The organism is Virgibacillus alimentarius (assembly GCF_017874635.1).
Taxonomy (GTDB): Bacteria; Bacillota; Bacilli; order Bacillales; family Amphibacillaceae; genus Virgibacillus_B; species Virgibacillus_B alimentarius.
On the sequence record NZ_JAGIKX010000003.1, the window covers coordinates 82419 to 108402 of the forward strand.

25 protein-coding genes are annotated in these 25984 nt (G+C 36.0%); 23 read left to right on the forward strand and 2 right to left on the reverse strand.

All coding sequences use genetic code 11. The annotated features are described in order from the left end of the window. The first annotated feature begins 77 nt into the window (after positions 1-77). Positions 78-1949, forward strand: coding sequence for an OPT family oligopeptide transporter (locus J2Z81_RS03600; RefSeq protein WP_029266258.1), 1872 nt, complete (start codon positions 78-80; stop codon positions 1947-1949). A gap of 51 nt (positions 1950-2000) precedes the next feature. Here the strand turns inward: J2Z81_RS03600 and J2Z81_RS03605 are convergent, their stop codons facing one another. Then, positions 2001-4013, reverse strand: coding sequence for a penicillin-binding transpeptidase domain-containing protein (locus J2Z81_RS03605; protein WP_029266256.1), 2013 nt, complete (start codon positions 4011-4013; stop codon positions 2001-2003). A gap of 892 nt (positions 4014-4905) precedes the next feature. On the opposite strand from J2Z81_RS03605, the gene J2Z81_RS03610 reads away from it, so the two are divergent. The 4 genes from J2Z81_RS03610 (at position 4906) to nagB (ending at position 9146) form a co-directional block, all read left to right on the forward strand. Further along, positions 4906-5079 (forward strand): hypothetical protein, encoded by a 174-nt coding sequence (locus J2Z81_RS03610; RefSeq protein ID WP_226370737.1) that lies wholly within the window; start codon positions 4906-4908, stop codon positions 5077-5079. Positions 5080-5200: 121 nt separating this feature from the next. After that, on the forward strand, positions 5201-7129 hold the full coding sequence (gene nagE, locus J2Z81_RS03615; RefSeq protein ID WP_226370738.1) for an N-acetylglucosamine-specific PTS transporter subunit IIBC: 1929 nt from the start codon (positions 5201-5203) through the stop codon (positions 7127-7129). A gap of 119 nt (positions 7130-7248) precedes the next feature. Then, positions 7249-8418, forward strand: coding sequence for an N-acetylglucosamine-6-phosphate deacetylase (nagA, locus tag J2Z81_RS03620; protein WP_390337356.1), 1170 nt, complete (start codon positions 7249-7251; stop codon positions 8416-8418). A 2-nt stretch (positions 8419-8420) separates the two neighbouring features. Continuing rightward, the gene (gene nagB / locus J2Z81_RS03625; RefSeq protein ID WP_226370739.1) at positions 8421-9146 is read left to right on the forward strand and encodes a glucosamine-6-phosphate deaminase; all 726 of its coding nucleotides are present in this window, start codon (positions 8421-8423) and stop codon (positions 9144-9146) included. A gap of 86 nt (positions 9147-9232) precedes the next feature. On the opposite strand, the gene J2Z81_RS03630 is transcribed toward nagB, so the two are convergent. Next, on the reverse strand, positions 9233-9883 hold the full coding sequence (locus tag J2Z81_RS03630; RefSeq protein WP_226370740.1) for a YigZ family protein: 651 nt from the start codon (positions 9881-9883) through the stop codon (positions 9233-9235). A 147-nt stretch (positions 9884-10030) separates the two neighbouring features. Here J2Z81_RS03630 and J2Z81_RS03635 point away from each other — a divergent pair, with 147 nt between their 5' ends. The 18 genes from J2Z81_RS03635 (at position 10031) to secA (ending at position 25966) form a co-directional block, all read left to right on the forward strand. Beyond that, positions 10031-11182: a sensor histidine kinase gene (locus J2Z81_RS03635; RefSeq protein ID WP_226370741.1), complete on the forward strand. Its 1152-nt coding sequence runs from the start codon at positions 10031-10033 to the stop codon at positions 11180-11182. 76 nt (positions 11183-11258) lie between these two features. Continuing rightward, complete coding sequence (locus tag J2Z81_RS03640) at positions 11259-11948, forward strand: response regulator transcription factor (RefSeq protein WP_319023818.1); 690 nt, start codon at positions 11259-11261, stop codon at positions 11946-11948. 153 nt (positions 11949-12101) lie between these two features. Next, entirely contained in the window at positions 12102-12944 is an 843-nt protein-coding gene (locus J2Z81_RS03645) for a DegV family protein (RefSeq protein ID WP_029266242.1), read from the forward strand. A gap of 97 nt (positions 12945-13041) precedes the next feature. After that, positions 13042-14466, forward strand: coding sequence for a DEAD/DEAH box helicase (locus tag J2Z81_RS03650; RefSeq protein ID WP_226370742.1), 1425 nt, complete (start codon positions 13042-13044; stop codon positions 14464-14466). Position 14467: 1 nt separating this feature from the next. Then, positions 14468-15154 carry a ComF family protein gene (locus tag J2Z81_RS03655; protein ID WP_226370743.1) on the forward strand — a complete coding sequence of 229 codons (687 nt, stop codon included), beginning with the start codon at positions 14468-14470 and terminating at the stop codon, positions 15152-15154. 53 nt (positions 15155-15207) lie between these two features. Beyond that, a complete protein-coding gene (locus J2Z81_RS03660; RefSeq protein ID WP_226370744.1) occupies positions 15208-15618 on the forward strand; it encodes a TIGR03826 family flagellar region protein in 411 nt (136 codons plus the stop codon). Positions 15619-15706: 88 nt separating this feature from the next. Next, entirely contained in the window at positions 15707-15970 is a 264-nt protein-coding gene (flgM, locus tag J2Z81_RS03665) for a flagellar biosynthesis anti-sigma factor FlgM (RefSeq protein WP_029266229.1), read from the forward strand. A 17-nt stretch (positions 15971-15987) separates the two neighbouring features. Next, positions 15988-16479 carry a flagellar protein FlgN gene (locus J2Z81_RS03670; protein WP_029266227.1) on the forward strand — a complete coding sequence of 164 codons (492 nt, stop codon included), beginning with the start codon at positions 15988-15990 and terminating at the stop codon, positions 16477-16479. Between the two features lie 30 nt (positions 16480-16509). Further along, the gene (gene flgK, locus J2Z81_RS03675; protein WP_226370745.1) at positions 16510-18012 is read left to right on the forward strand and encodes a flagellar hook-associated protein FlgK; all 1503 of its coding nucleotides are present in this window, start codon (positions 16510-16512) and stop codon (positions 18010-18012) included. 12 nt (positions 18013-18024) lie between these two features. Further along, positions 18025-18906, forward strand: coding sequence for a flagellar hook-associated protein FlgL (gene flgL / locus J2Z81_RS03680; RefSeq protein WP_226370746.1), 882 nt, complete (start codon positions 18025-18027; stop codon positions 18904-18906). Positions 18907-19018: 112 nt separating this feature from the next. Continuing rightward, a complete protein-coding gene (fliW, locus tag J2Z81_RS03685) occupies positions 19019-19468 on the forward strand; it encodes a flagellar assembly protein FliW (protein WP_029266221.1) in 450 nt (149 codons plus the stop codon). A gap of 2 nt (positions 19469-19470) precedes the next feature. Next, positions 19471-19692, forward strand: coding sequence for a carbon storage regulator CsrA (gene csrA, locus J2Z81_RS03690; RefSeq protein WP_029266219.1), 222 nt, complete (start codon positions 19471-19473; stop codon positions 19690-19692). A 120-nt stretch (positions 19693-19812) separates the two neighbouring features. Continuing rightward, positions 19813-21264, forward strand: a complete 1452-nt coding sequence (locus J2Z81_RS03695; protein ID WP_226370747.1) for a flagellar hook-associated protein 2 — start codon at positions 19813-19815, stop codon at positions 21262-21264. 42 nt (positions 21265-21306) lie between these two features. Continuing rightward, positions 21307-21711, forward strand: coding sequence for a flagellar export chaperone FliS (gene fliS / locus J2Z81_RS03700; RefSeq protein ID WP_029266215.1), 405 nt, complete (start codon positions 21307-21309; stop codon positions 21709-21711). Then, positions 21711-22064, forward strand: coding sequence for a flagellar protein (locus tag J2Z81_RS03705; RefSeq protein ID WP_029266213.1), 354 nt, complete (start codon positions 21711-21713; stop codon positions 22062-22064). The genes fliS and J2Z81_RS03705 overlap by 1 nt, the downstream gene beginning before the upstream one ends. A 147-nt stretch (positions 22065-22211) precedes the next feature. Further along, complete coding sequence (hpf, locus tag J2Z81_RS03710) at positions 22212-22772, forward strand: ribosome hibernation-promoting factor, HPF/YfiA family (RefSeq protein WP_029266211.1); 561 nt, start codon at positions 22212-22214, stop codon at positions 22770-22772. Positions 22773-23043: 271 nt separating this feature from the next. Further along, the gene (locus tag J2Z81_RS03715; RefSeq protein ID WP_156947658.1) at positions 23044-23214 is read left to right on the forward strand and encodes a hypothetical protein; all 171 of its coding nucleotides are present in this window, start codon (positions 23044-23046) and stop codon (positions 23212-23214) included. A 238-nt stretch (positions 23215-23452) separates the two neighbouring features. Continuing rightward, the gene (secA, locus tag J2Z81_RS03720; protein ID WP_226370748.1) at positions 23453-25966 is read left to right on the forward strand and encodes a preprotein translocase subunit SecA; all 2514 of its coding nucleotides are present in this window, start codon (positions 23453-23455) and stop codon (positions 25964-25966) included. Positions 25967-25984: the final 18 nt, after the last annotated feature.

Sequence of the window (25984 nt, forward strand, 5' to 3'; positions counted from 1 at the left end):
TAGATGTTATGTTTTTATCACTATTAATCAAAATATTCATAACATTACGATATCAAAAAATGGGGAAGGTGTTTCTTGTGTCAAAAAAAGAAGCGAAGCCAGAATTTAAGCCATATATTCCAGCTTCTGAAAAACGTCCTGAATTTACAGTAACGGCCATGATTGTTGGGGCAATTTTAGCGGTTGTTTTTGGTGCGGCTAATGCGTACCTGGGACTTATCGTAGGGATGACTGTATCTGCATCCATACCTGCAGCTGTTATTTCTATGGCAGTCTTACGAGTTATCATGAAACGGACTTCAATCTTGGAAAATAATGTCGTGCAGACGATAACTTCGACAGGAGAATCATTAGCAGCAGGAATTATTTTTACCTTGCCGGCATTGTTCATTTGGCAACTGCAGCCGAGCTTAACAACCATTGCAATTATTGCACTTGCTGGTGGTATTTTAGGGGTTGTTTTAATGATACCATTACGTCGTGCACTCATTGTAAAGGAACATAACACGTTACCGTATCCGGAAGGGACTGCTTGCGCAGAAGTGTTGGTTGCTGGAGAAGAAGGAGGCAAAGGTGCAAAATTAGTTTTTAGTGGGCTAGGAATTGGCGCTCTGTTCAAATTTTTAACAGATGCCGTAAAAGCATTCCCATCTACCGTAGAATGGGAAATTTATAAATTTAAAAATGCAATGATAGGTATGGATACCCTGCCCGCACTCTTGGGTGTTGGTTTCATTATTGGACCGCGTATTGCTGGTATTATGTTTGCTGGTGCAGTACTTGGCTGGATTGGTATTATTCCATTAATCAGTTATTTTGGCGAGTTTGCTAATACTGTCATATATCCGGGGGAAGTACCCATCAGTGAAATGAATTACCATGATATATGGGGAAGTTATTTACGTTATATTGGTGCGGGTGCTGTAGCATTTGGAGGGATAATTGGACTCGTAAAAACATTACCAACCATTTGGTCGTCATTCACTGGAGCCCTGAAAGGATTTAAAAACACCGGTAATGCAGAAGAATTAAGAACAGATAAAGATATTTCTATGTTATTTATTGTCCTATTAACAATTGCATTTATCGCTACTTTAATGTTCTTTCCTAATATTGAAATAGGGATAATAGGTGCTATTTTACTATTCATATTTGGATTTTTCTTTGTAACCGTTTCTTCACGGATTGTAGGTATTGTAGGAAGCTCCTCAAATCCAGTTTCAGGAATGGCGATAGCGGCTCTCATTCTTATATCTATTGTCCTGGTTGGTGTTGGTCAAACAGGTGAAAATGGAATGGTTACGGCCATTATCATTGGATCTGTTGTCTGTATCGCAGCAGCAATTGCAGGAGATACTTCGCAAGATTTAAAAACAGGTTATATTGTCGGGGCAACACCAAAATGGCAGCAAATAGCTCAGTTATATGGTGTACTTATTACAAGTATCATTATTGGCTTTATTTTAGTCTTGTTAGATAATGCATATGGCTTTGGATCAGCTGATTTACCTGCTCCACAAGCGGTACTCATGTCGATGGTTGTAGAAGGCATTATGAGTGGTGATCTACCTTGGAACTTAATTTTTATTGGGATGGCTGCGGCTGCAATGGTTGAATTGTTCGGTATAGGATCCCTGCCGTTTGCAGTAGGGCTATACTTGCCGATTACGCTGACAGCGCCAATTATGATAGGTGGTATACTTAAAGGAATTATCAAACGTCGTACCAAAACAGAAGGAGAATTCAAAGAGAAAAATGAACGGGGAGTTTTACTTGCATCCGGTTATATTGCCGGGGAGGCCCTTACAGGTGTCATTATTGCACTCGCAGTAACAGCTGGCTTAACGCTGCCTGAAGAGATTATTTTTGGCCCAATTGTTTCTCTTATAGCATTTGTAGTAGTGGCGTGGTTATTATTCCGTACCGCTAATAAGCGTGTAAGTAAGTAGAAGTAAGGAAAAAAAGAACGGCTTGGATCATTTGTGATCCTGGGCCGTTCTCTATTTTTTTATGTTTTTTATTATATCTGTTACCTGTTCAACAGCAACACCGCTGCCACCTTTTTTTTCGACATGCTCTCTCATTAAAGCAATCAATATATCTTGATCCTTTGTAGGATATCCCACAAACCATCCGTTTTCTTGGCCTTTTTCATCACTCGATTTTTTTAATTCTGCTGTTCCTGTTTTACCAGAAATTGCAAGTCCGTCCATTTTAGCCTGTTTTGCTGTTCCCTCGGTGACTACTTTTCGAAGTGCATCCTGTAGTATTTTTGCTTGTTTTTCGTTGATAAGCTTTTCTTGCCAAACTTTACTTGTTTTCTCCGATAAAAGTAAAGTGGGTTTTAGCATATCACCCTTATTCAGTATAGGGGTATAGGTTAAAGCCATATGTAAAGCGCTTATTTCAACTTCCCCTTGTCCATAACTTGTATTTGCAAGTAAAACTTCATTTTCAATCTTTCCATTGGATGATATGGAAGATTTGGTGATCGGATATTTATAAGGGAGATCCTCTCCAAATCCAAATTGTTTTAATCCTTTTGTGTATGCCCCATTTCCCATCTCGACTGCTTTTTTGGCAAAATAGATATTATCTGATCGTACTAGTGCATCTGTTAAGTCGACCGGTCCATCCGACTCGGAGACACGACGCACTTTATAATCGCCCCAACCTTCATTACCCCATGTTAAACCTTTTATATTTATTCCTTCTCCGGGTTTTATCGATCCATTGGTTAATCCTATGGCCGCCGAAATTGGCTTCATAACAGAGCCAGGTGCGTAGGTTGCTGAGAATCGATTTAACAATGGATTTTGCTTGTCATTTTCTAGTGAATCTAGTTGGTCTTGCGTAATGCCGTATAAAAATTTTTCTGGATCAAATCCAGGACTACTCACTAGTGCCAAAGTTTCTCCTGTTTTCGGGTCAATAGCTGCAGCTGTGCCGGCACCATCATCATATGATTTATAGACTTCTTCTTGGATATTTGCATCAATGGTAAGTTGAATTGTCTCGCCATCCTTGACCTCACGTTCGGCCAGGATAACGTCTTCTTCTCCTTTTTTGACAACAAAGATTTTAACACCTTTTTCTCCTTTGAGCTTCTCCTCGTATAATTGCTCGAGACCGCGCTTACCTATCATATCGTTCGGATGGTACATTCCTGGCTCCGCTTTTTCCATTTCCTCTGCATTGATTTGTCCTATATAACCAACCAAATGGGAAGTAGCTTTATTTAGTGGATAAACCCGTCCGAGCACTTCATTTCCGACAACGCCATCTAATTCCCATAGTTGATCCGTATTTGGATTATCTTTGGAGATTTTTTTAAGTGGTACAAATAAGTTTGGCTCTACCCAATCAGCATTTAATGCCGTTTCAACTGTATCAACAGATATGTTAAGTAAGTCAGCAACTTTTTCCTTGGTCTGTTCAGCATTTGAACCTAAGTTTTCCGGGATGATACCTACTTCCCATATAGTGTCATTAATAGCTAATGGCATTTTATTACGGTCTAGAATTTCTCCTCGCCTAGGTTCCTCTGTTTCAATTTTAACTTCCCCGCCATCTTTTAGTTCCGGAAATATAAACCCCTGATCCCATTTAATAAACCAGTTTTTATTATCCTCTTTACCTTCATATAGAAGCGTTGCTTCATAATCAAACGTGATAGGTCCCGCTGCACTATCCATTTTCACAGTAAAAGGGAGTTTTGCAGTACCTTCTTTTTTACCCTTTTTAAGCTGTTTATCGCTTAATTTTTTATATTTAATTTCTAAGTTAGAAATATCAAGGTCTGTATAAATTTTCATATAGCGATCAGTAAATTGCTCTTTAGAATATGTTTCCTTGGACTTTGCAGCAAGCATTTTATACATTTCATCAAATTTTTGCTCATCCCAATGTTTTACATATGTATCAAAACGTTCATGTGGTGAAGTTGTATCTGTGGAACAACTAACAATAAACACTAAGAAAAATATACTTAACAAGCCTAATATTTTCTTCACGTTATCCCCCTCCATTCCAGCAAAAAGTATTTACGGATTTCATCATAACAATTTGGAAATATATTTAGATATATTGTGAGGAAAAGTCATTCTATGACACAAATCTAGAATAACTTTTCTTGCGGAATGATTTATTAAGCTTCCATGCTGTTTTTAATTTCAGTTTGTATTCGGTGAAGTCCCTGTTCAGATACAATATAATACCAAACCCCATTCCCTTGCATTCAAAACTGATCTCCGACTTTGTTATATAAATAATAACTGCCAGATACTAAAATCAACGCAAGGGAAATGCCTCCGATCCAACAAAGTTATTTACTTTTTCGAGTTGTTTTTATGTTATCAGATCTTGTACTCACGTATATGCTCCTTTTAATATTTAAAAAATAAAAATTCTAGGTAAAATTATAGCGGATAATGGACTATTAGTCTATGTCAAATGAGTATTTTTACTCATTTTGTATAAAACAGGTTTCATAAAAATGAAAGGGTTTATCTATTATTTCGATTAAATTTTTAGCATTTCCTTTATTTATCATTTCAATTCTTACCTGCTCCTCATCACAATCAATTTGATCATTTCCTTTTTTTCTTTGATTGCATATGCTGAAGTAAATGAGTATCACCAAGGATTTCAAGAAATTGTACATCGTATATTGGTGATGTCATTTTAGATATGTTCAGCGTGCTTTTGTGTATGTTTTTAAATAAAAAACATATCTATAAATAGCTATAATAAGAGTGCTGTAAATGTAAACAATATAATCGAAGGAATTTGACAAATTCATTAAAAAATCTAAATTACATCCCAAAATTCTATTCGGTGTGATAAAATAATTTTAATTGAAATTATACGCAATTGTATGCTGAACAATTTAAAGGTGGGAATGTGATGGGAGAACAGGAACAATATAAAAAAATATTAAAAAAAATAATTAAAGAAACAGAAAGTTTTAAGATTCAATCTTCAGAAGAGCTTATTCAGTCTTTGGTGCATGAGTTGGGACAATTCAATAAAATGGTAAATAAGTCCAACAACATTCAAACGAATTCAGTTTCAAAGTAACAATTGGAAAGAAAAACTACATTTCGAAATGAAATGTAGTTTTTTAAATGCGGGGTATAAATTTGTTAAGCTGTATAAAAAATAAACCTGATCTGTTAATCTGAAATAAAGGGGTGAGAACGTGTTAAGTTATTTACAACGATTAGGTAAATCATTGATGCTTCCTATTGCGATGTTGCCGGTAGCAGCTTTGCTCGTAAGACTTGGAGCTGATGATCTTTTTGACATTCCATTTGTACATGAGGCGGGTAATGGAATACTGAATAACTTGGCAATTATATTTGCTATCGGTATTGCAATTGGATTCTCAAGAGATGGAAGCGGGGCTGCTGCTCTTTCGGGCGCGGTTGGTTTTTTAGTTTTGAAAGGCGGTTACGAGGCAATTGATCCCGACTTAGACCTTGGTGTTTTTGCAGGGATTATTGCAGGTATTACAGCTGGGCATTTATATAATAAATTCCACGATATTCAACTGCCTCAATTTTTAGCCTTTTTTGGTGGTAAACGTTTTGTCCCTATTGTTACCTCTACTTTAATGGTTATTGCTTCAGGAATTATTGGTGTTATTTGGGGACCGATTCAAGACGGGATTAATGCCTTAGGTAACTGGTTTATTAATGCAGGAACAATAGGTGTAGGATCATATGGATTTTTTAATCGGCTATTAATACCAATTGGTCTGCATCATGTATTTAATTTCTTGATTTGGTTTGATTTTGGGTCCTTTACGGATGCTGCAGGGCAAGTTTGGAATGGAGAAATTAATCGTTTCTTAAAAGGGGACCCTAATGCAGGATATTTCCTGGCAGGATTTTTCCCAATCATGATGTTTGGTTTGCCGGGAGCTTGTTTGGCTATGTATTTAACAGCGAAAAAACACCGAAAAGCTGCGGTAGGCGGATTTTTAGGAAGTATTGCGTTTACAGCGTTTTTAACAGGGGTTACGGAACCAATTGAATTTTCATTTATGTTCTTATCTCCACTATTATATGTTGTACATGCTATATTAACAGGATTATCTATGATGACAGCGTATCTGCTTGATATAAGGCATGGATTCGGATTTTCTGCAGGTGCCATTGACTACATTCTAAATTTTGGGATTGCGCAGAAGCCGTTGTTATTAGCTCTACAGGGACTTGTATTTGCTTTTATTTATTTTGTCGTTTTCTATTTTCTTATTAAAAAGCTCGATTTAAAAACGCCGGGTCGGGAAGATGAGGATGAGGAATATAAAGAAACAAATGAACAAGCAGGTTTAGAGAAAAGTGGGGCAAATGACTATGATAATAAAGCGTACCACTATTTAGTCGCTCTAGGCGGACCAGAGAATATCGAATCACTTGATTACTGTGCTACACGACTCCGCCTGGAAATGAAGCGTATGGATGAAATAGATGAGAAAAAGATCAAACAACTTGGTGCCAATGGCGTGATGAAAATGGGCAGGAAGAATTTACAAGTAATTATAGGAACAACGGTAGAGTTTTTAGCTACCGCAATGCGCAAGCGTATGGAGCAAAATAATATGGAAGCCCCTAATCAACCTAGAGAAATTCCTGAGGCACATCAAGAATCATCTATGAATAATCTGTCTAGTAAGGATATTGTCATGCCTGTTAAAGGAAAGATTCTTAGTATAACGGATGTACCTGATCAGGTGTTTTCTGAAAAAATGATGGGAGACGGGTTTGCCGTTTCGCCTGTTGAAGGTGAGTTTGTTTCACCAGTAGAAGGCGTAATTCTCAATATATTCCCTTCGAAGCATGCAGTAGGAATCCGCTCCACACAAGGTCAGGAAATATTAGTTCATGTCGGCTTGGATACGGTGAATTTACAAGGAAAAGGCTTCGAAATTCGTGTAAAAGAAGGACAAAAAGTAAAACCCGGAGACTTACTTTTAAGGGCTGATCTGGACTATATTAAAAAATATGCATCTTCAACGATTTCACCGATTGTATTTACAAATTTAAGCGGCGAGGAAAAGGTAACAGTTAAACAATCAGGAATAGTTAATGCTGGAAGTGAAAATATAATTGAAATAAAATAAGATAAAAGCTAGTGTTCTTTTTAGGAAGGAAGTGCACTAGCTTTTTATACCTGGCTTAAGGCATTAACTCAAAACTTAGCCTTTGTGCACACATGAAATATAAAAGGAGTATTTAGACGGTGACTACTATTTATATTAAAAACACTACTATTTTTACCGAGAAAAATATCATTAAAGAAGGTGGCTTATTAATAAAGGATAAACAGATTCAAAAAGTTTACCGGAATTCGGAAGCTCCCGATCATGTACCATCGGATACCGAAGTTATTGATGGCACGAATTGGAATGTTATCCCCGGTTTTATTGATGGGCATATTCATGGTGCAGACGGAGCGGATGTGATGGATGCAACAGAGGATGCACTTGATAAGATGGCAGGCGTTTTGCCACAAGAAGGAACAACCAGCTTTCTGGCGACTACAATTACACAAGCGCCGGAAAATTTGGATAAAGCGCTGGAAAATGTGTCAAATTACTCAAATAAGCCAGGAAAAGCGGAAATCATCGGTATACATCTAGAAGGGCCATTTATCGAGAAAAATAAAGCGGGAGCACAACCGCTTGAATATATTATAGAGCCAGATATTCATCAATTTAAAAAATGGCAAGAATTATCCAATCATATGATTAAAACAATTACCCTTGCCCCAGAACATGATCATAATGGTGAATTTATTAAATATTTATATGAGATGGGGATTAATGTATCCGCTGGACATACAGAAGCAGATTTTTCCGGTATGAAAAAATCCGTATCCTACGGCGTTCGACAAGTAACACACATTTGTAATGCAATGACAGGGATACACCATCGAGACATCGGTGTAGTTGGTGCAGCTTTTCAATTAGAACAATTACGTGCTGAATTGATCGCAGACGGAATACATGTCTCGCCAGAAATGCTACAATTAATATATAATAATATGGGGAGTGAACGTTTAATTCTGATCACAGATGCAATGCGAGCGAAATGTCTCCAAGCTGGTAATTATGAACTTGGAGGGCAGCCTGTAATAGTAACCGAGGATCGGGCCGTATTAACGAATGGGACATTGGCTGGAAGTATTTTAAAGATGAATCAAGGAGCACAAATTATGCTCAATTTAAAGGATGTTTCCATTTCTAATATTATTGAGATGACTTCTGTTAACCCGGCGAAACAACTTGGCGTATACGACAGGAAGGCAAGTATAGCAGAGGGAAAGGATGCGGATGTTTTGCTTGTCGACGATGAATTGAATCTTAAATATACAATTTGTCGTGGTGTTATTGCATACAAGGAGGAATAATGATGTTAGATATCATTCAAGCAAAGAATTATGAGGATATGAGTGAAAAGGCCTGTGAAATAATGGTTGACAGGTTAAATGCGTTGATTAATCCTATACTAGGATTTGCAACGGGCTCCACCCCCGAAGGAGTTTATAAACAATTAATTGAAAAAAATAAAGAAAAAGCAATATCTTTTCAAAATGTAATGTCCTTTAACTTGGATGAATATGTAGGTCTAAAGAAAGATGATCCAAACAGTTATTACCATTTCATGTTTCAAAAATTGTTTAAGCATATAGATATTTTAACAGATTGGATACACATACCAAATGGAGTTGCTCCTGACCTTGAAAAGGAATGTGATGAGTATGAGCAATTAATTCGTGATCATCCGATTGACTTTCAGATACTTGGTTTGGGCGTGAATGGACATATCGGTTTTAATGAGCCGAATACTTCATTTTCAAGCAGAACCCATATAGTTGAATTAGATGAATCAACACGCCAGGCAAATGCACGCTTTTTTACTTCTATGAATGAAGTACCAACAAAAGCAATTACGATGGGGATCCAAACAATTATGGAAAGTAAAGAATTAATGTTGCTTGCTTCAGGAAGCCATAAAGCTGATGCAGTTGCTAAGTTGATCAATGGTGAAATTTCTGAGTCTTTCCCGGCTTCTGCATTAAAAAACCATCAGAAAGTAACAGTTATTGCAGATGAAGCAGCGCTTGCAAAAGCATAACTGAAATAAATGGAATTTGTTTCCTGTTACAAGGAAAAAGGGAAAACAGGAAAATAAATTGTCTCCCAACGTGTTTGGGGGACAATTTATTTTTCTTTTGTTGAAGAAACATCTATTTCTATATATGCTAAATCCATTTCTTCAATTGCTGCTTGATCATTTGTAAGGTCAATAATCCAGTCACTGAAATCTATTTTTTCCTCCATATTGACATAAACAATAAATTCGACTCGTTCAAGATAATTGATCGACTTTAAAATATGTTTTGAGTGACGTAATACATTTTCCAGTTTTCCAAGTAGTGCATAATCAACAGTAATAGAAAATCCTTGCATCAGTTGACGCCTAACAATACCAGTAGCTTGAATAGCTTGAGATGTTGTATTTCCATAAGCTCGAATTAAACCTCCTGCACCAAGCTTAATCCCTCCAAAATATCTCGTTACTACCACTGCAGTATCTTTTAAACCCTGCTTTTTCAAAACTTCCAGCATAGGAATACCAGCAGTACCACTCGGTTCACCATCATCATTTGCTTTTTGAATTTGATCATGTTCTCCAATCATATATGCAGAACAATTATGTGTTGCATCATGATGCTTTTTTTTAATTTCTTGTATAAATTTTTGTGCATCTTCTTCTGTTTCAACACGTTTAACATAACCAATGAATCTGGATTTTTGTATGTTTATTTCCACAGATCCCCTTTTTTTTACTGTAAAGTATTGGGTTAGCATTTAGTATGTACCTCCTATGACTATTATTTTAGTATATAATAGATGTATAATTACAATAATTAGATTTACTTTCTGTAGAATAGTCAATATACCCCATGAAATGTAGATGTAATTTCGTATTATTATACCATAGGTTGGTGGAAGCTTTTGAGAAAAAAGATAGATGAGAAAACGTTGGATCATATAGTGGAAGAAATGGTTAGTATGGTGGAAAATAGCAAGGATGAAATTTTTAATATTGGTGAAGAGGCGCGAAGAGAACATGAAAACTTGCTTCTTGAATTGCAAGATACGAAAGAAAAAGTAAGTCACCATATTGATAATGGAGATAAACTAGAACAGCAAGTTAAATCGTTTAAGAAAAGATTATCTGTGGTCAGTAAACATTTTGACCGTTACTCGGAAGCAGAGATTCAGGAAGTTTACGTAAACACGAATGATATGCAAACAAAACTAGCTGTTCTCAGGCAAGATGAAAAAGTCTTGAGAAAAAGAAGAGATGAGCTGGAACGAAGATTAGTGATGTTGAATCAAACGATTGAACGTGCCGAAAGTTTAGCAAGTAAAATATCCGTTATTTTAACCTATTTACATGACGATTTTAAACAAGTGAATGAAATCATTGCAGAAGCAAAAGAAAAGCAAGAATTCGGCTTAAAAATTATAGAGGCACAGGAAGACGAGCGTAAAAGGATATCAAGAGAGATCCATGATGGACCGGCGCAGATGCTTGCCAATATTCTTCTTCGATCTGAGATTGTTGAACGTTCCTTTAAACAAGGAACAATGGATAAAACGTTAACCGAAATTAAAAGTGTCCGCAGGATGATTCGTTCATCCCTGTATGAAGTAAGAAGAATTATTTATGATTTACGTCCTATGGCATTAGATGATTTAGGCTTACTTCCTACCATAAAAAAATATGTAGCTACAGTTGCAAGTTATCATGAATCGATAAAAATTGAATTCATTCCGTATGGTGAAGAAAAACGCTTGCCGCAAGAATATGAAGTAGCGTTATTCAGGCTCATTCAAGAGTCTTTACAAAATGCGGTGAAACATGCAAAAGCAACTCGCATCAAAGTAAAACTAGAAATAGGCAAAAACAATTTAACTGTGATAGTAAGTGATAATGGCATCGGTTTTGATCCGGATTCGATAAAAGATAAATCATTTGGTCTCATAGGGATGAGAGAGCGTGTTGAAATGCTTGAAGGCAGATTATCGATTACAAGTAGTGAGGAAGGCACAAAAGTTTTTATTACAGTGCCATACAACGCCCCATTTTCAAACTCTTAGAAGATAAAGAGCAGAAATGAAATAAGATGAAAAATAAATAGCTCAGCATATAATCCATGTAGGAGGAAATCTAACAATGAAAATGACTGAAGTAATTGACATTGTATTAATAGATGATCATAAATTATTCCGTGAAGGAGTAAAAAAAATATTAGAATTCGAACCATCTTTTAAAGTGGTTGCAGAAGGCGGTGATGGAACAGAGGCCGAAAAATTAGTAGAGGAATACCAGCCTGATGTTGTTTTAATGGATATTAATATGCCTGATATGAACGGAGTACAAGCTACTTCTAAATTAGTGGATAAATTTCCGGATACCAATGTCATTATCCTGTCCATTCATGACGATGAGAGTTATGTTTCACATGCATTGCAAACAGGAGCACAAGGGTATTTATTAAAAGAAATGGATTCAGACTCATTGATAGAGGCAATCAAAGTGGTAAGTGAAGGTGGATCCTACTTGCATCCGAAAATTACGCATAACTTAGTCCAGGAATATCGAAAACTTGCCCAGGAAAATATCTCATCATTGGGAAGTAGCGACATTGAAATCCGCAAACCACTCCATTTATTAACGAAGCGTGAATGCCAGGTATTACAACTATTAGCTAATGGTAAAAGCAACCGTGTTGTTGGTGAAACTTTGGATATCAGTGAAAAAACGGTTAAAAATCATGTCAGCAATATATTGCAAAAAATGGAAGTAAATGATCGAACGCAAGCCGTTGTTACCGCAATTAAAAAAGGATGGGTAGAAGTATAATAATAACGCAAGGCTAGCAGCATTATTATAGAAAAAACAGTCATAAGGCATGTCATTGTTCTTAAATTTACTAATGCATTTTTTATGCTAATCATGTAAAATACGAATAGATAAAATAATCGATTAGTATATTAGTAGAGGAGCAGTAAAATAATGAAGGTTGCTGTTATGACAGATAGTACGGCGTATATATCTGCAGATTTACGAAAAAAACATAATATCCATATGGTTCCCTTAAGTGTCGTCTTTGATGATCATTCTTACCAGGAAGAAATTGATATCACGACAGAAGCGTTTTATCAAAAAATAAAGAGGGCGGACGCTTTACCAAAAACTTCCCAGCCATCAATCGGTTATATTACGGATAAATTAGAAGAACTTGCAAAGGAATACGATGCAGTTATTTCAATACATCTTTCAAGTGGCATTAGCGGGACTTATCAGGCTGTTAGTAGTGCTGGAGAAATGGTGGAAGGAATCGAAGTTTATACCTATGATTCCGAAATTAGTTGTATGGCACAAGGCTTTTATGTGCTAGAAGCAGCTGACATGGTAAAGGCAAATGAAAAACCGAAAGAAATCATCGAACGGCTGGATGAAATGAAATCGACGATACGGGCCTATTTTATGGTTGATGATTTGAATAATCTCCAACGTGGCGGACGCTTAAACGGTGCACAAGCTATTATAGGAAGTCTGTTGCAAGTCAAACCTATTCTGCACTTCGTTGATAAAGTAATCGTTCCATTTGAAAAAATACGAACGCGTAAAAAGGCAATCAAGCGTATTAAAGAAATGTATGAAGCGGATGCTGATGCGAAAGGTCCGATCAAAATCGCATTTATCCATGGAAATTGCGAAGGTGCAGCTGAAGAATTAAAAAATGATTTTTTAAAGAAGTACCCCGATTCTGAGGCAGTAATTAGCTATTTTGGCCCAGTTATTGGAACACATCTAGGTGAAGGTGCTATCGGGGCAACCTGGTATAAAAAATAAAAAAACTTGCATTCAGTAAGGCTCTTAACCACTGGATGCAAGTTACTTCATTCATAATTGTATCCTCTAAAAAATTAATAAGGAAAGCGAGATATCTATGAATAGAAACCTCTTAGTACAATCTCAAGGAAATTTAATTGCTGAACTGGCAGCCCGCTTCTCAGGAAAGTTACTCCTGCGCAGAGAAATTCCCCTAGACGAAAAACTCTTTCAACGTTTAGTAAACCAATCTTATTTCACCCCAACCCTATCAATTAAACGAAAAAAATTTCACTACATCTGTGAGCGCTGCGGCAATCGCAAGCGAAGATTATTTGCTAACATCCCTTGTAATTCCTGCAAAAAGAATCATTTATACTGTCGAAAATGTATTGATATGGGACGGGTGATGGAATGTGAACCCCTTTATTATTGGACTGGGCATGAACCAAAATGGAAGAAATATAAAAGCCCTTGTTCATGGACAGGTACTTTAACCCCGGAACAAAAGCGTGCAGCAAATAGAATTGTTCAAGCCGTTAAAAATGATGAACGTGAGCTACTAGTTTGGGCTGTAACCGGTGCCGGAAAAACAGAAATGCTCTTTCCCGCAATAAGTCACCTATTAGCATTGGGAAAACGAATTTGCATTGCTACTCCGAGAACAGATGTTGTAAGGGAATTAATACCACGTATGAAACAAGCTTTTATTCATGTTCCTATTCAAGGACTATATAGTGGAAGTCCTGATATGGAGGGAACCGCCCAGTTTATTATTGCTACCACACATCAATTACTGCGCTATCAATCAGCATTTGATTTGATTATCATTGATGAAATTGATGCATTTCCCTTTCACTCTGATCCATCTTTAGCTTTTGCCGTTCATCGGGCAAAAAAATCCGCAAGCACGTCTATTTATTTAACTGCTACTCCTCGAAAAAAGCAGAGAGTACGTATGTATAGCAAAAAACTCCCGCATATTTTTGTACCAATACGGTTTCATCGGACTCCTTTGCCTGTACCACGTCTTAAAATGTGTTTTCAATTAAAGAAGAACGTAAAACGATCCCTGCCTCCACCTGCTTTTATCCATTGGCTAAAAACAAGAAGTAATCCTGAAAGACAAATCCTTTTATTTGTTCCAACAATTTTGTTAGCTCAAAAGATGGATCAGAAATTAGGTGAGCTTTTGGTGAAAGAAAAAATGATAAGAAGAGAAGGTTTATTAGAAACAGTTCACGCTGCTGACCAAGATCGGGAAGAGAAAATACAATTATTTCGCAGTCAAAACATACAGATTTTGATAACAACAACAATTCTTGAACGAGGGGTTACGTTCCCATCTGTAGATGTTGCAGTAATTGATGCAGGACATACTGTCTTTGATGAATCAGCACTTGTTCAAATTGCTGGCAGGGCGGGAAGAAGCCCAAGTGATCCAACAGGAGAAGTTATTTTTTTCCATGACGGAAAAACAGAAGCAATGGAGCATGCAATTGAGGCCATTGTTTCCATGAATAAGCGGGGAGGGTTCCGGTAATATGTACTGTGTATGGTGTGATGGGCTTTGCATTCCAGAAATGAACTGGGAGAATTTATGGTCTATGGGAAGAACAAAAACACTTTGTAACCAATGTGAAAATGCCTTAAAGGTCATCGATGGAAATCGATGCAAAAAATGCAGTTGCCAACTGAAAGAGAAACAATACATATGCTCTGATTGTATGCAATGGGAACAAAGATTCAAGCAAGACCCATTAAAGTTTAATTACTCTATATTTAATTACAATGAACGGATGCAGGATATGGTCACAAGGTGGAAATATCGCGGTGATTACCATTTGTCCTGTGCTTTTGAACAAATCTTTATCGAAACATTTAAGAACACGTTTGCTTTTTTATCTAAAAAAGTATGTGTTATCTCGATACCTTTAAGCAGTGAGAGGATCTTAGAACGTGGGTTTAATCAAGCAAAAGTGTTAGCGGATTATTTAATTCCCAAAAGGGAGGAATTCATAACCAGAGTATATAGTGAGAAACAGTCCAAGAAAACACGTAAAGAGCGTTTGGCTACAAAAAATCCATTTTTCCTAACAAAAAAAGTTAACAAACCCGTTATTCTTGTCGATGATATATATACAACAGGCAGAACATTACGCCATGCTGCAGAACTATTATTAGAAAATGGCTGCCCTGCAGTATATGCTTATACATTAATACGTAGCTGATCAAACCTGCTCGTTACGTTATGCTATAATGTGCAAATGGAGGATGGCAAAAAATGACTGAAATAGCAAATTGCTCTCGCTGTGATTCAGTTTATGTGAAAAATATTCGTGACATTTGCCGAAAATGTTACGAAGAAGAAGAAAAAGCATTTGAGACAGTTTATCGCTTCTTAATAAAGCGAAAGAATAGAGAAGCAACAATATCAGAAATTGCTGCGGTTACTGATGTCGATGAGTTGTTGATTATTAAGTTTATGAAAGAAGGACGATTAAGTACGTCCAAGTTCTCTAAATTAGCATATCCATGTAAAAAATGCGGAGTGCCAATCAATTCTGGGAGGTTATGCGGCCGTTGCTCAGAAACATTACTAGAAGAATTAGAACAACATGAAAAGGCAAAAAAAGAAAAAACTACGAATAAGAAAATACGAGTTTATTATACACTCGATAAGAATAATGAATAGCCGATCAAAGTTTTGAGATAAATGATTTCATGTAATAAGGATAGTGAACGATTTTGCATTAAATGAGAAGCGAGGTGTGTGTTTTACGATGAAAATACATGGTCCTAATCATTCAAATTTTAATCTATATAAAAAACAATTACAAAGCCAAGCTGAACAAAAGAAGGAGATAGATCAACAGGATCGATTGGAAATTTCCAATCGTGCAAAGCAGCTACAAGAAAACAATCAGCCAAGCACAAAGCGAAAAGCCTATGTACAGGACATAAAAAAACAAATTGAATCTGGCAAATATCAAGTAAATCACGAAGTTTTAGCGAAAAAAATGTTCGATTTTTGGTCGAAGCAATAACGAGGGGAAGATAAAAGGTGTCTGTAAAAGCCATTATACAAGTCATAGAAAATCTTATTCGTTTACATGATGCATTATTAGAAAATGCCAAGCAAAAAACCGAGGCTGTTAAAGAGGGCTCTTTAGACAAGTTACAAATGGTGCTCATTGAGGAACGGAAATATATTCAATTGCTAGAACAATCAGAATCAGACAGGAAAGCTGCGATAGATCATTGGTTTTTACAGAATAATTACCCATTAAATAATAGGCCTACATTGACAGAGTTGTTGAACTTGCTCTCCAATCAAAAAGAAAAAAATGAATTGGAAAGGAAATCACATCTTCTGAAGGACCTTATTCTGCTTTTAAAACAACAGGAGCAGCTTAACCACGCCTTAATTCAGCAGTCGATGCAATTTGTGCAATTATCACTTAACGTGCTGAATCCTTCTATAAATAATATGAACTATGGAAACAAATCAAAAAAGGTATCAGTAAAAAGAACTGTTTTTGACTCGAAAGCTTAAGAGATAAATTTCTGCAGGGAGAGTGAGAAGATGAGTACCTTTCATGGATTAGAAATGGCAAAACAAGCCCTATCCACGCAGCGTTCAGCTTTATATACAACAGGTCATAATATTTCTAATGTGAATACCGAGGGATACTCCAGACAGCGGGTTCATTTCGAAACAGCAAGACCATATCCGTCAGCTTCAAGAAATCGTCCTCAAATTGCCGGACAAATGGGAAACGGTGTGGAAGCAGGGTCTATTGAAAGGATTCGCAATCAGTTTTTAGATTATCAATATCGTACGGAAAATAGCAAGGCAGGATATTGGGTTGAAATGTCTGATGCTATCAGTCGAATGGAAAGATTAATGCATGAACAATCAAAAAATGGATTAGGTAGCACAATGAATCAATTTAGGGATTCTCTGCAAGAATTATCCGCCCATCCTACCAATTCAGGGGCTAGGTCTGTTGTTGTTCAACGTGGGCTTGCAGTTGCTGAAACATTTAATTATTTATCCGAATCGCTAAACGCGAATCGATCAGACTTACAAAATAAAATCGGTATAACTGTAAAAGGTGCAAACAGTTTATTGGGGCAAGTAAACGAAATAAATGAACAAATAAAACATCTGGAATCTAGTGGATATTTAGCGAATGATCTTTATGATCATCGCGATCGTTTGCTTGATGGATTATCTGAAATTGTCAATATAAAGGTTACCTATCATAAAAGCAGTGAAAACGCGCTAGACGTTGCAGATGGAGTAGCAACAATTGAATTGGTTGATGCCAAAGGACAACCGTTCACCCCTCCAGCAACTTTAATAGATGGACAAACAGGTGAAGTACAAACATTATCCGTCTATTATTCACCGGATAATCAAGCTGTAACATCTTTACAAACAGGTGAAAAGACAATACCAATAAAGCAAACAACTGGTTCTTTAGCCGGTATCATTGAATCTTACGGATATATGCATAAAGATAAATTAGAAGGTATCTATCCGGATATGTTAGCAAACCTAGACAAGTTAGCAGCAACATTTGCTACAGCTTTTAATGGAGTCCATCAAGAAGGATATGATCTAAACGAAAATAAAGGAAAGGCTCTGTTTGAATTTAAGAAAGGTTATGGTGCTGCAGGATCAATAACGGTTTCTCGGGAAATATTGGATGAACCGGATTTGATAGCAGCTAGTATTGATGAGAATTCAGGCAACGGGGACAATGCAGCATCTTTAGCAAATATTTTTGATGAAAAGCTTACAAGTCTGGGAAGCAATACAACGTTAAATAGCTTTTATGAATCTTTGATTGGTGATTTAGGAGTCCGTGGACAGGAAGCGCACAGAATGGCTAAAAATACAGAAATTCTTCGTTCTCAAGTAGATAATCAGCGGCTTTCAGTTAGTTCTGTGTCATTAGACGAAGAAATCACAAATATGGTCAAATATCAACATGCATATAACGCTGCAGCTAGAAGTATGACAACGTTAGATGAAATGCTCGATCGGATTATTAATAACATGGGGCTAGTAGGAAGGTAGGCGGTGATATATATGCGAATTACACAAGGAATGCTAACGAATAATATGTTAAGAAATTTAACAAACAGTTATAAGAAGTTTAATACTTATTTTGAACAGTTAAATACTGGGAAGAAAATCAGTCTCCCTTCTCAAGATCCAGTTGTAGCCATGCAAGGGGTAAACTTTCGTTCACAAGTAGCAGAAATTGACCAGTATAAACGAAATATCAATGAAGTTTATAGCTGGATGGACAGCTCTGATACAGCTTTAGACAAGGCTACACAAACAATGCAAAAATTAAGTGAATTAGCTGTACAAGCAAGTAATGATACATATGATGAGCTAGGAAGGCAAAGCATGAAGGAAGAAGTAAAACAACTCAAAGAACATTTAATGGAAATTGCAAATACAAACGTAAATGGCAAACATATTTTTAATGGAACGGACATAGAGAATGCACCTATTCAAACAGATGGGACAGGCAATGTGCAATTAAAAAATAATTCTAATCCTGTAGAAATTGAAGTATCCAAAGGAACTAAGCTCAAGGTTAATGTGGATGGGTCGGCTTTATTTACGGAAACATTATTCGAAGACATTAATTCATTTATAGGAGCGTTAGAGGAAAATAATCGAGATGAGATTGAAAAGAGTATTGCAACATTAAATAATCATGCTGACAATGTTGTTAATATGAGAGCAGATCTAGGTGCGCGCATCAATCGTCTAGAATTGATAGAAAACCGCTTGAATGATCAAGAAATCATAACAAAGAAAGCGATGTCCGATAATGAAAATATAGATTATGAGGAAGCGATTACGAATTTGCTCACACAAGAAAGCCTTCATCGCGCTGCCCTATCTGCCGGGTCAAGAATCATACAGCCTTCGTTAATAGACTTTCTGCGCTAGTAAAGAATGAGAATGGACCCTGGATTGATGTCCAGGGTTTTATTAGCAAGTTTAATTTTATCACTGAATCCGACTAAAAAATTTAGAAAAACGGTGTAAAGGAGGTTCCAACGTGAACATTTTAACTAAATATACAGGTGAAGTAGCAATAAAAAATCAAAATATTATCAGTTTTTCCCACGGCCTGCCGGGTTTTGCTAAGGAAACTAAATTTATGTTATTGGATTTGACTGGAAACCCCTTGTTTCAAATTTTACAATCTGTTAAATCACAAGATATAGCTTTTATAGTCACGGATCCTTATCATTTCTACTGTGATTATGAATTTGAAATAGATAATAACTTGCTTGAAAATTTACAGATACAAGATAAAAATGATGTTTTTGTTTTAACGATTGTAACGTTAAAAAGCCCCTTTGATAAGAGTACAATCAATTTAAAAGCCCCGTTGATTATAAATCGAACGAATAAACAAGGAAAACAGTATATATTAACAGAAATCGATTATACTACAAAAGCTCCAATCGCACCTCAAGCTGTTTCGAAAGCGAAAGGAGATTAATGATGCTTGTGCTTACCAGAAAAAAGAATGAATCCATTCAAATAGGAGAAGACATCGAAATAAAGGTGCTGGCAATAGAAGGAGATCAAATTAAGTTAGGTGTATCAGCTCCGAATTCAATCGACATATATCGAAAGGAAATATATCTTGATATTCAAAAGCAAAATAATGAAGCAGCAAATGTTTCCTCTGATTTACTCCACTTATTAAATGAAAAGAATTAGTAAAAGAAAAATACTTAACAATACAAGCAGCGAAGCCGATATAAGATTTGAAAATAAATTTAAAAACGACAGAACTTCATTTATGCAGTAATTCTTGAATTTCTTTATGAGGTGATATTGATGCGTATCGGCGGTTTAGCAACAGGGATGGATATTGACCAGCTTGTCAATAAATTAATGACGGCTGAAAGAGTGCCCTTAGATCGAATGAATCAAGATAAAACAACCTTAACGTGGAAACGTGATGCTTTTCGCGATATAAATAAAACTTTATTGGAATTAGATAATGTGATGCTGGACATGAAATTAAGTAATACTTATCATTCAAAATCTGTCCATTCCTCTCAGGAGAGTGCTATCAAAGCTATTGCTTCGGCAAATTCTGCAAATGGCACATACCAGATTAAGGTAACAAAACTGGCAAGTTCAGCTATTAATATAAGCACAGAAGAAATAGATCCAAATCAAGTTTTAAAGCCTGGAACTATTGAGTTTTTTACATATGATGATGCAGGGGAAAAGAAAAACCATGAAATAAAAATAAATGAAAATGATTCCATAGAGGATGTATTGAAAAAAATAACGGATGGAGATAACAATGTCCGGGCTTTTTATGATTCACAAACAAATAATGTGATGATGGAAGCGACAAGAACCGGAAAATATAGTCCAAATGGAGAACCAGAAATAAATTTTACGGAAGACTCTTTCTTCGCTAAATCACTTAAAATGGATCCAAAGAAGGAAAAAAATGGAACAAATGCGGAGTTTGAATATAATGGGATCCAAATGGAATCCAAAACAAATTCGTATGAACTAAATGGTGTAACTTTTCAATTTAACGATGTATCAAAAGGCAATACAAATATTACGATTGAGAATGATGCGGAATCGCCTTTTGAGTCAATCATGGAATTTATTGACAAATATAATGAAGTGATTGAAAAGCTGAATGCATCTCAAAGAGAGGAAAGATTTCGTGATTTTAAACCGCTTACCGTGGAACAAAAAGAAGAAATGTCTGAAGATCAAATTAAAAAATGGGAGGAAAAAGCGAAGAGCGGTATATTAAAAGGAGAATCTGTGATAAAAGATGGTATGTTTTCCATGAGACGAAGCTGGTACACGAATGTAGACACCGGTGGGGCATTTTCATCTTTAACAGAGATTGGAATAACAACTTCTAGTAATTATATGGATGGCGGAAAATTAATCATTAAAAATGAAGATGATTTAAAAAATGCTTTGCGTGATAATCCGAATGATGTGATGAAACTTTTTTCTAACAATGCAGAAGGAACTAGCCGTGGCATTGTTAATCGTTTAGAGGATGTTCTTGAAGAAACCATGAATAAAGTCAAAAAGCGGGCCGGAAGCGGAACAAGTACTTTAGAAACTTATACACTTGGTAAGCGGATGAAAGATTTGAACCAGAGAATTACAGCTTTTGAAGATCGATTAGTACAAGTGGAAACTAGATACTGGAATCAATTTACTGCAATGGAAAAAGCAATTCAAAGAATGAATATGCAATCAGCACAATTGATGTCCCAGTTTGGTGCAAATGGATGAATGTAATATTATCTATTTGCACATTAAAAGGAGGTATAATATATGTCCATCAATAAGGGATATCAGACATATCAGCATAATGCAGTCCATACTGCTTCCAGCGGAGAATTGACTCTTATGTTATATAATGGCTGTATAAAGTTTATAAAGCAAGCAATGAAAGATATAGATGAACATAATTATGAAGCTAAAAATAATAATATTCAAAAGGCACAAAATATTATTCAGGAATTAATGCTAACATTGGATCCGAAAATTGAAATATCAAAACAAATTCTACCATTATATGAATATATGCATCATCTGCTTAAGGAAGCAAATATACAAAATGAAATAACTGAACTAGAAGAAGTCCTACAGCTTGTCAGCGAGTTTAGAGATACCTGGAAACAAGTCATTTTAAAAAATCGAAAAACAGAGCAATCTGTTCAAGGTGCACAGGTATAATGAATCGTTTAGAAGAGGTTTATACAATAACCAAACAATTGGAACACGTATTAGATCAGCCAATTACTTCAAAAAATAGAGAGAACGTGATTAAACAAATTAATGAGCTGATCGATCAAAGAGGAGAACACTTGCATCATCTTTCTTCTCCTTTCACTGGCAACGAAAAAATAGTTGGAAAAAAGCTGGTTCTGCTCAATAAAAAAATTCAGAAGCAAATGCTTTGTATCTTTCAAGATTTAAAACAGGAGATGAAATTAGTTAAAAAAAAGAAGAAATCAAATCAAACTTACGTTAATCTGTATAACAAGATAGAATCAATCGATGGAATGTTTATGGATAGTAAACAGTAAATCTGCCTAACAACGAATCTTTCACAAAAATTGATGTAGTTTTTTCGACAAATTTCCTAAAAAATTATTTAAAATAAGTTGTTCAGGCAGGAAATTTATTCGGAAAAATAGTATACTATATATATAAGATGAAAGGAGGACACTTATATGAAATATAATATTCGTGGTGAAAATATTGAGGTGACTGAAGCAATAAGAGACTATGTAGAAAAAAAGATTGGTAAACTTGAACGCTACTTTGATACACCGCCATCATCCGAAGTACATGTGAATTTAAGTGTCTATAATGAAGAACAGCAAATAGAAGTTACTATTCCAATGACAGATCTGCTTTTAAGAGCGGAAGAACAGCATATTGACTTATATGCTGCAATTGATCTTGTAGTTGATAAGTTAGAAAGACAAATAAGAAAGTATAAGACGAAGATTAATCGTAAATTCAGACAAAAAGGTTCTCCAAAGCATATATTTGCAGAACTTGAAAAAGAAGCTAGTCAAGCAGTTTTAGATAAGGAAAACGAAGAAGATGAAATAGATATTGTTAGAACGAAAAGATTTGATTTAAAACCAATGGACTCTGAAGAAGCAGTTTTACAGATGGATATGTTAGGACATGCATTTTATGTGTTTACAAATGCAGTGACAAACGATACAAACGTCGTATATCGGCGTAAGGATGGTAAGTATGGTTTAATCGAACCGAATTAATTGGTAAAACAATAGTTCAAGGGCGACCTCTTTAACACGGGGGGGTCGTCTTTTTATATGCTTTTTAAAAATTATTTAAATGTAGATTAAATTTAAATTTCAGCTTATATAAAAGTCAAAAAAATGATGACATAATTTATAAAATCATATAAAAATTGAAAAAATATCCAAAAACGATAGGAAATTTAACGTTAAAATTTAAATTTTGCTATTCGCCAGATAATTGCAAACATGGTATAACTATACCAACAGACAAAGAGGGGGTGAAATGGTGAGTGAAAATTCACATGAAAGGGTAATGAATGACTTGATAAAAAAAGTACAGCAGCATGAAAAAACAATTAGCCAGCTGGTTGAAATTGTTGGTGCAACAAACTATCGGCTATCAGAGCTTGATTCAAAACAAAAGAATGTAAATCAGCCAGTATTTTCAACATCATAAATTTGTCCACGTAAGAATTAACCTCAGACAGTCCTCATGAATTCCCCGATCATTCTTCATAGCAAAGAGTAGTTTTTCCTCGAACTACTCTTTTTTTATATTTTCTTCAAAAGACATTTGAAGTTGCAGTCTCGCCATCTTCCACTCTGTTGTACTAACAGCTTAGAAAGTGTTATTATTAATATTGGATTATTTTAAGCATGTAATCAATCTGCATTGATATAGAGGAGCGTTTACGATGGTTAAACTTTTAAAAAGAATTTTTGGTAATGGGAACCAAAAACAATTGAATCGATTACAAAAAAGAGTGGATAAGATAGAGGCGCTTGAACCCGAATATGAAAAATTATCAGATGAAAACCTTAGACAGAAAACCGAAGAATTTAAAGAACGGTATGCGAATGGGGAAGGTTTAAATGATTTATTAGTTGAAGCATATGCAGTTGTGAGAGAAGGATCTAAACGTGTTTTAGGCATGCGTCCATTTAACGTGCAGCTTAAAGGTGCTATCTCACTTCATGAGGGAAATATTGCTGAAATGAAAACAGGGGAAGGAAAAACGTTAGCCTCTACAATGCCGGCCTATTTAAATGCCCTAGCTGGCAAAGGTGTTCACATTATAACAGTTAATGATTATTTGGCCAGCCGTGATGCTGAAGAAATGGGCGTATTATATGAATTTCTTGGATTAACCGTTGGATTGAATGGAAATGGCCTATCAAAAGAAGAAAAAAGAGAAGCTTATTATTGTGATATCACTTATGGTACAAATAATGAATTTGGCTTTGATTATTTACGTGACAACATGGTCCTCTATAAAGAACAAATGGTACAACGTCCATTAAACTTTGCCATTATTGATGAGGTGGACTCGGTTCTAATCGATGAGGCAAGAACACCACTGATCATTTCTGGATCTGCCCGGAAATCTGTTTCCTTGTATCAGCAAGCAAATGCCTTTGTAAATACATTAACTAACGAGACGGATTACACATATGATGAAAAAACAAAAGGTGTCCAACTCACTGAAGAAGGAATGAATAAAGCAGAACGTTATTTTTCCATTAAGAATTTATTTGATTTAGATCATGTGACATTAACACATCATATCAACCAGGCTCTAAAAGCTCGTGTTTCTATGCATCGCGATACAGACTATGTTGTACAAGAAGGGGAAGTCATTATCGTTGACCAGTTTACTGGGCGATTAATGAAAGGGCGTCGTTATAGTGATGGCTTGCATCAGGCTATTGAGGCAAAAGAGGGATTGCAAATTCAAAATGAAAGCATGACCCTTGCATCGATTACTTTCCAGAACTTCTTCAGAATGTATAACAAACTTGCTGGAATGACAGGTACTGCAAAAACAGAAGAAGAAGAATTTAGAAATATTTATAATATGGATGTTATTGCTATCCCTACAAATAAACCAATCATTCGTGACGATCGTGCTGATCTGATCTATAAAACGATGGATGGAAAGTTTCGGGCGCTTGTAGAAAATATCAAAGAGCGTCACCAACAAGGTCAACCTGTGCTGGTTGGTACAGTAGCAGTTGAGACTTCAGAAATCATCTCTCAATTATTGAAAAAGGCTGGGGTTAAGCACAACGTCCTTAACGCTAAAAATCACTACCGCGAAGCTGAAATCATTGAAAATGCTGGTCAAAGTGGTGCAGTTACGATCGCAACTAACATGGCCGGTCGTGGTACAGATATTAAATTAGGTGATGGGGTAATCGATAAAGGTGGACTAGCTGTTATAGGGACAGAAAGGCATGAATCACGGCGAATTGATAATCAGTTGCGTGGCCGTTCAGGCCGTCAGGGCGACCCAGGTGTTACCCAATTTTACTTGTCCATGGAGGATGAATTGATGCGCCGTTTCGGCTCAGATAATTTAAAATCGATGATGGAACGATTAGGTATGGATGATACACAGCCAATCGAAAGTAAAATGGTATCGCGCGCAGTTGAATCTGCTCAAAGGCGTGTGGAAGGAAATAACTTTGATGCACGTAAAACAGTGCTTTCCTATGATGATGTATTGCGTGAACAACGCGAAATTATTTATAAACAACGTTTTGAGGTTATTGATTCTGATGAAGACCTGCGCGAAATCATTGAAAACATGATTATATCTTCTTTAAATCGTGTGGTTGCTACCCATACACAAGATGATGATGAAGATCATTGGGACTTAAAAGCAATAATTGAATATGTCCATGGAAATTTATTAGATCAAGATGATATTTTAGAAGAAGATCTCAAAGGTAAAGATGTTGAAGAAATCAACGATTTGATTATGGAAAAAGTCCGAGCGCGCTATGATGAAAAAGAAGAAGAATTATCCGAAGAACAAATGCGCGAATTTGAAAAAGTTATTTTACTTCGTACTGTTGACACAAAGTGGATGGATCACATCGATCAAATGGAACAGCTCCGTCAAGGAATTCATTTGCGTGCATATGGCCAAAATGATCCGCTGCGCGAATATCAATTAGAAGGCTTTGCAATGTTTGAAGAAATGGTCGCATCTATTGAAGATGAAGTTGCCAAATATATAATGAAGGCACAAATACGGGATAACCTCCAACGTCAGGAAGTTGCGAAAAATACCCAAGCTGTTTCAGGGGGGGAGGAAGAAAAGAAAAAAAGCCGTAAGCCGTACGTGAAGAAAGAAAATATTGGCAGAAATGAACCATGCCCATGTGGAAGTGGAAAAAAATATAAAAATTGCCATGGGGCATAAAGATATTTAAACTTTTAT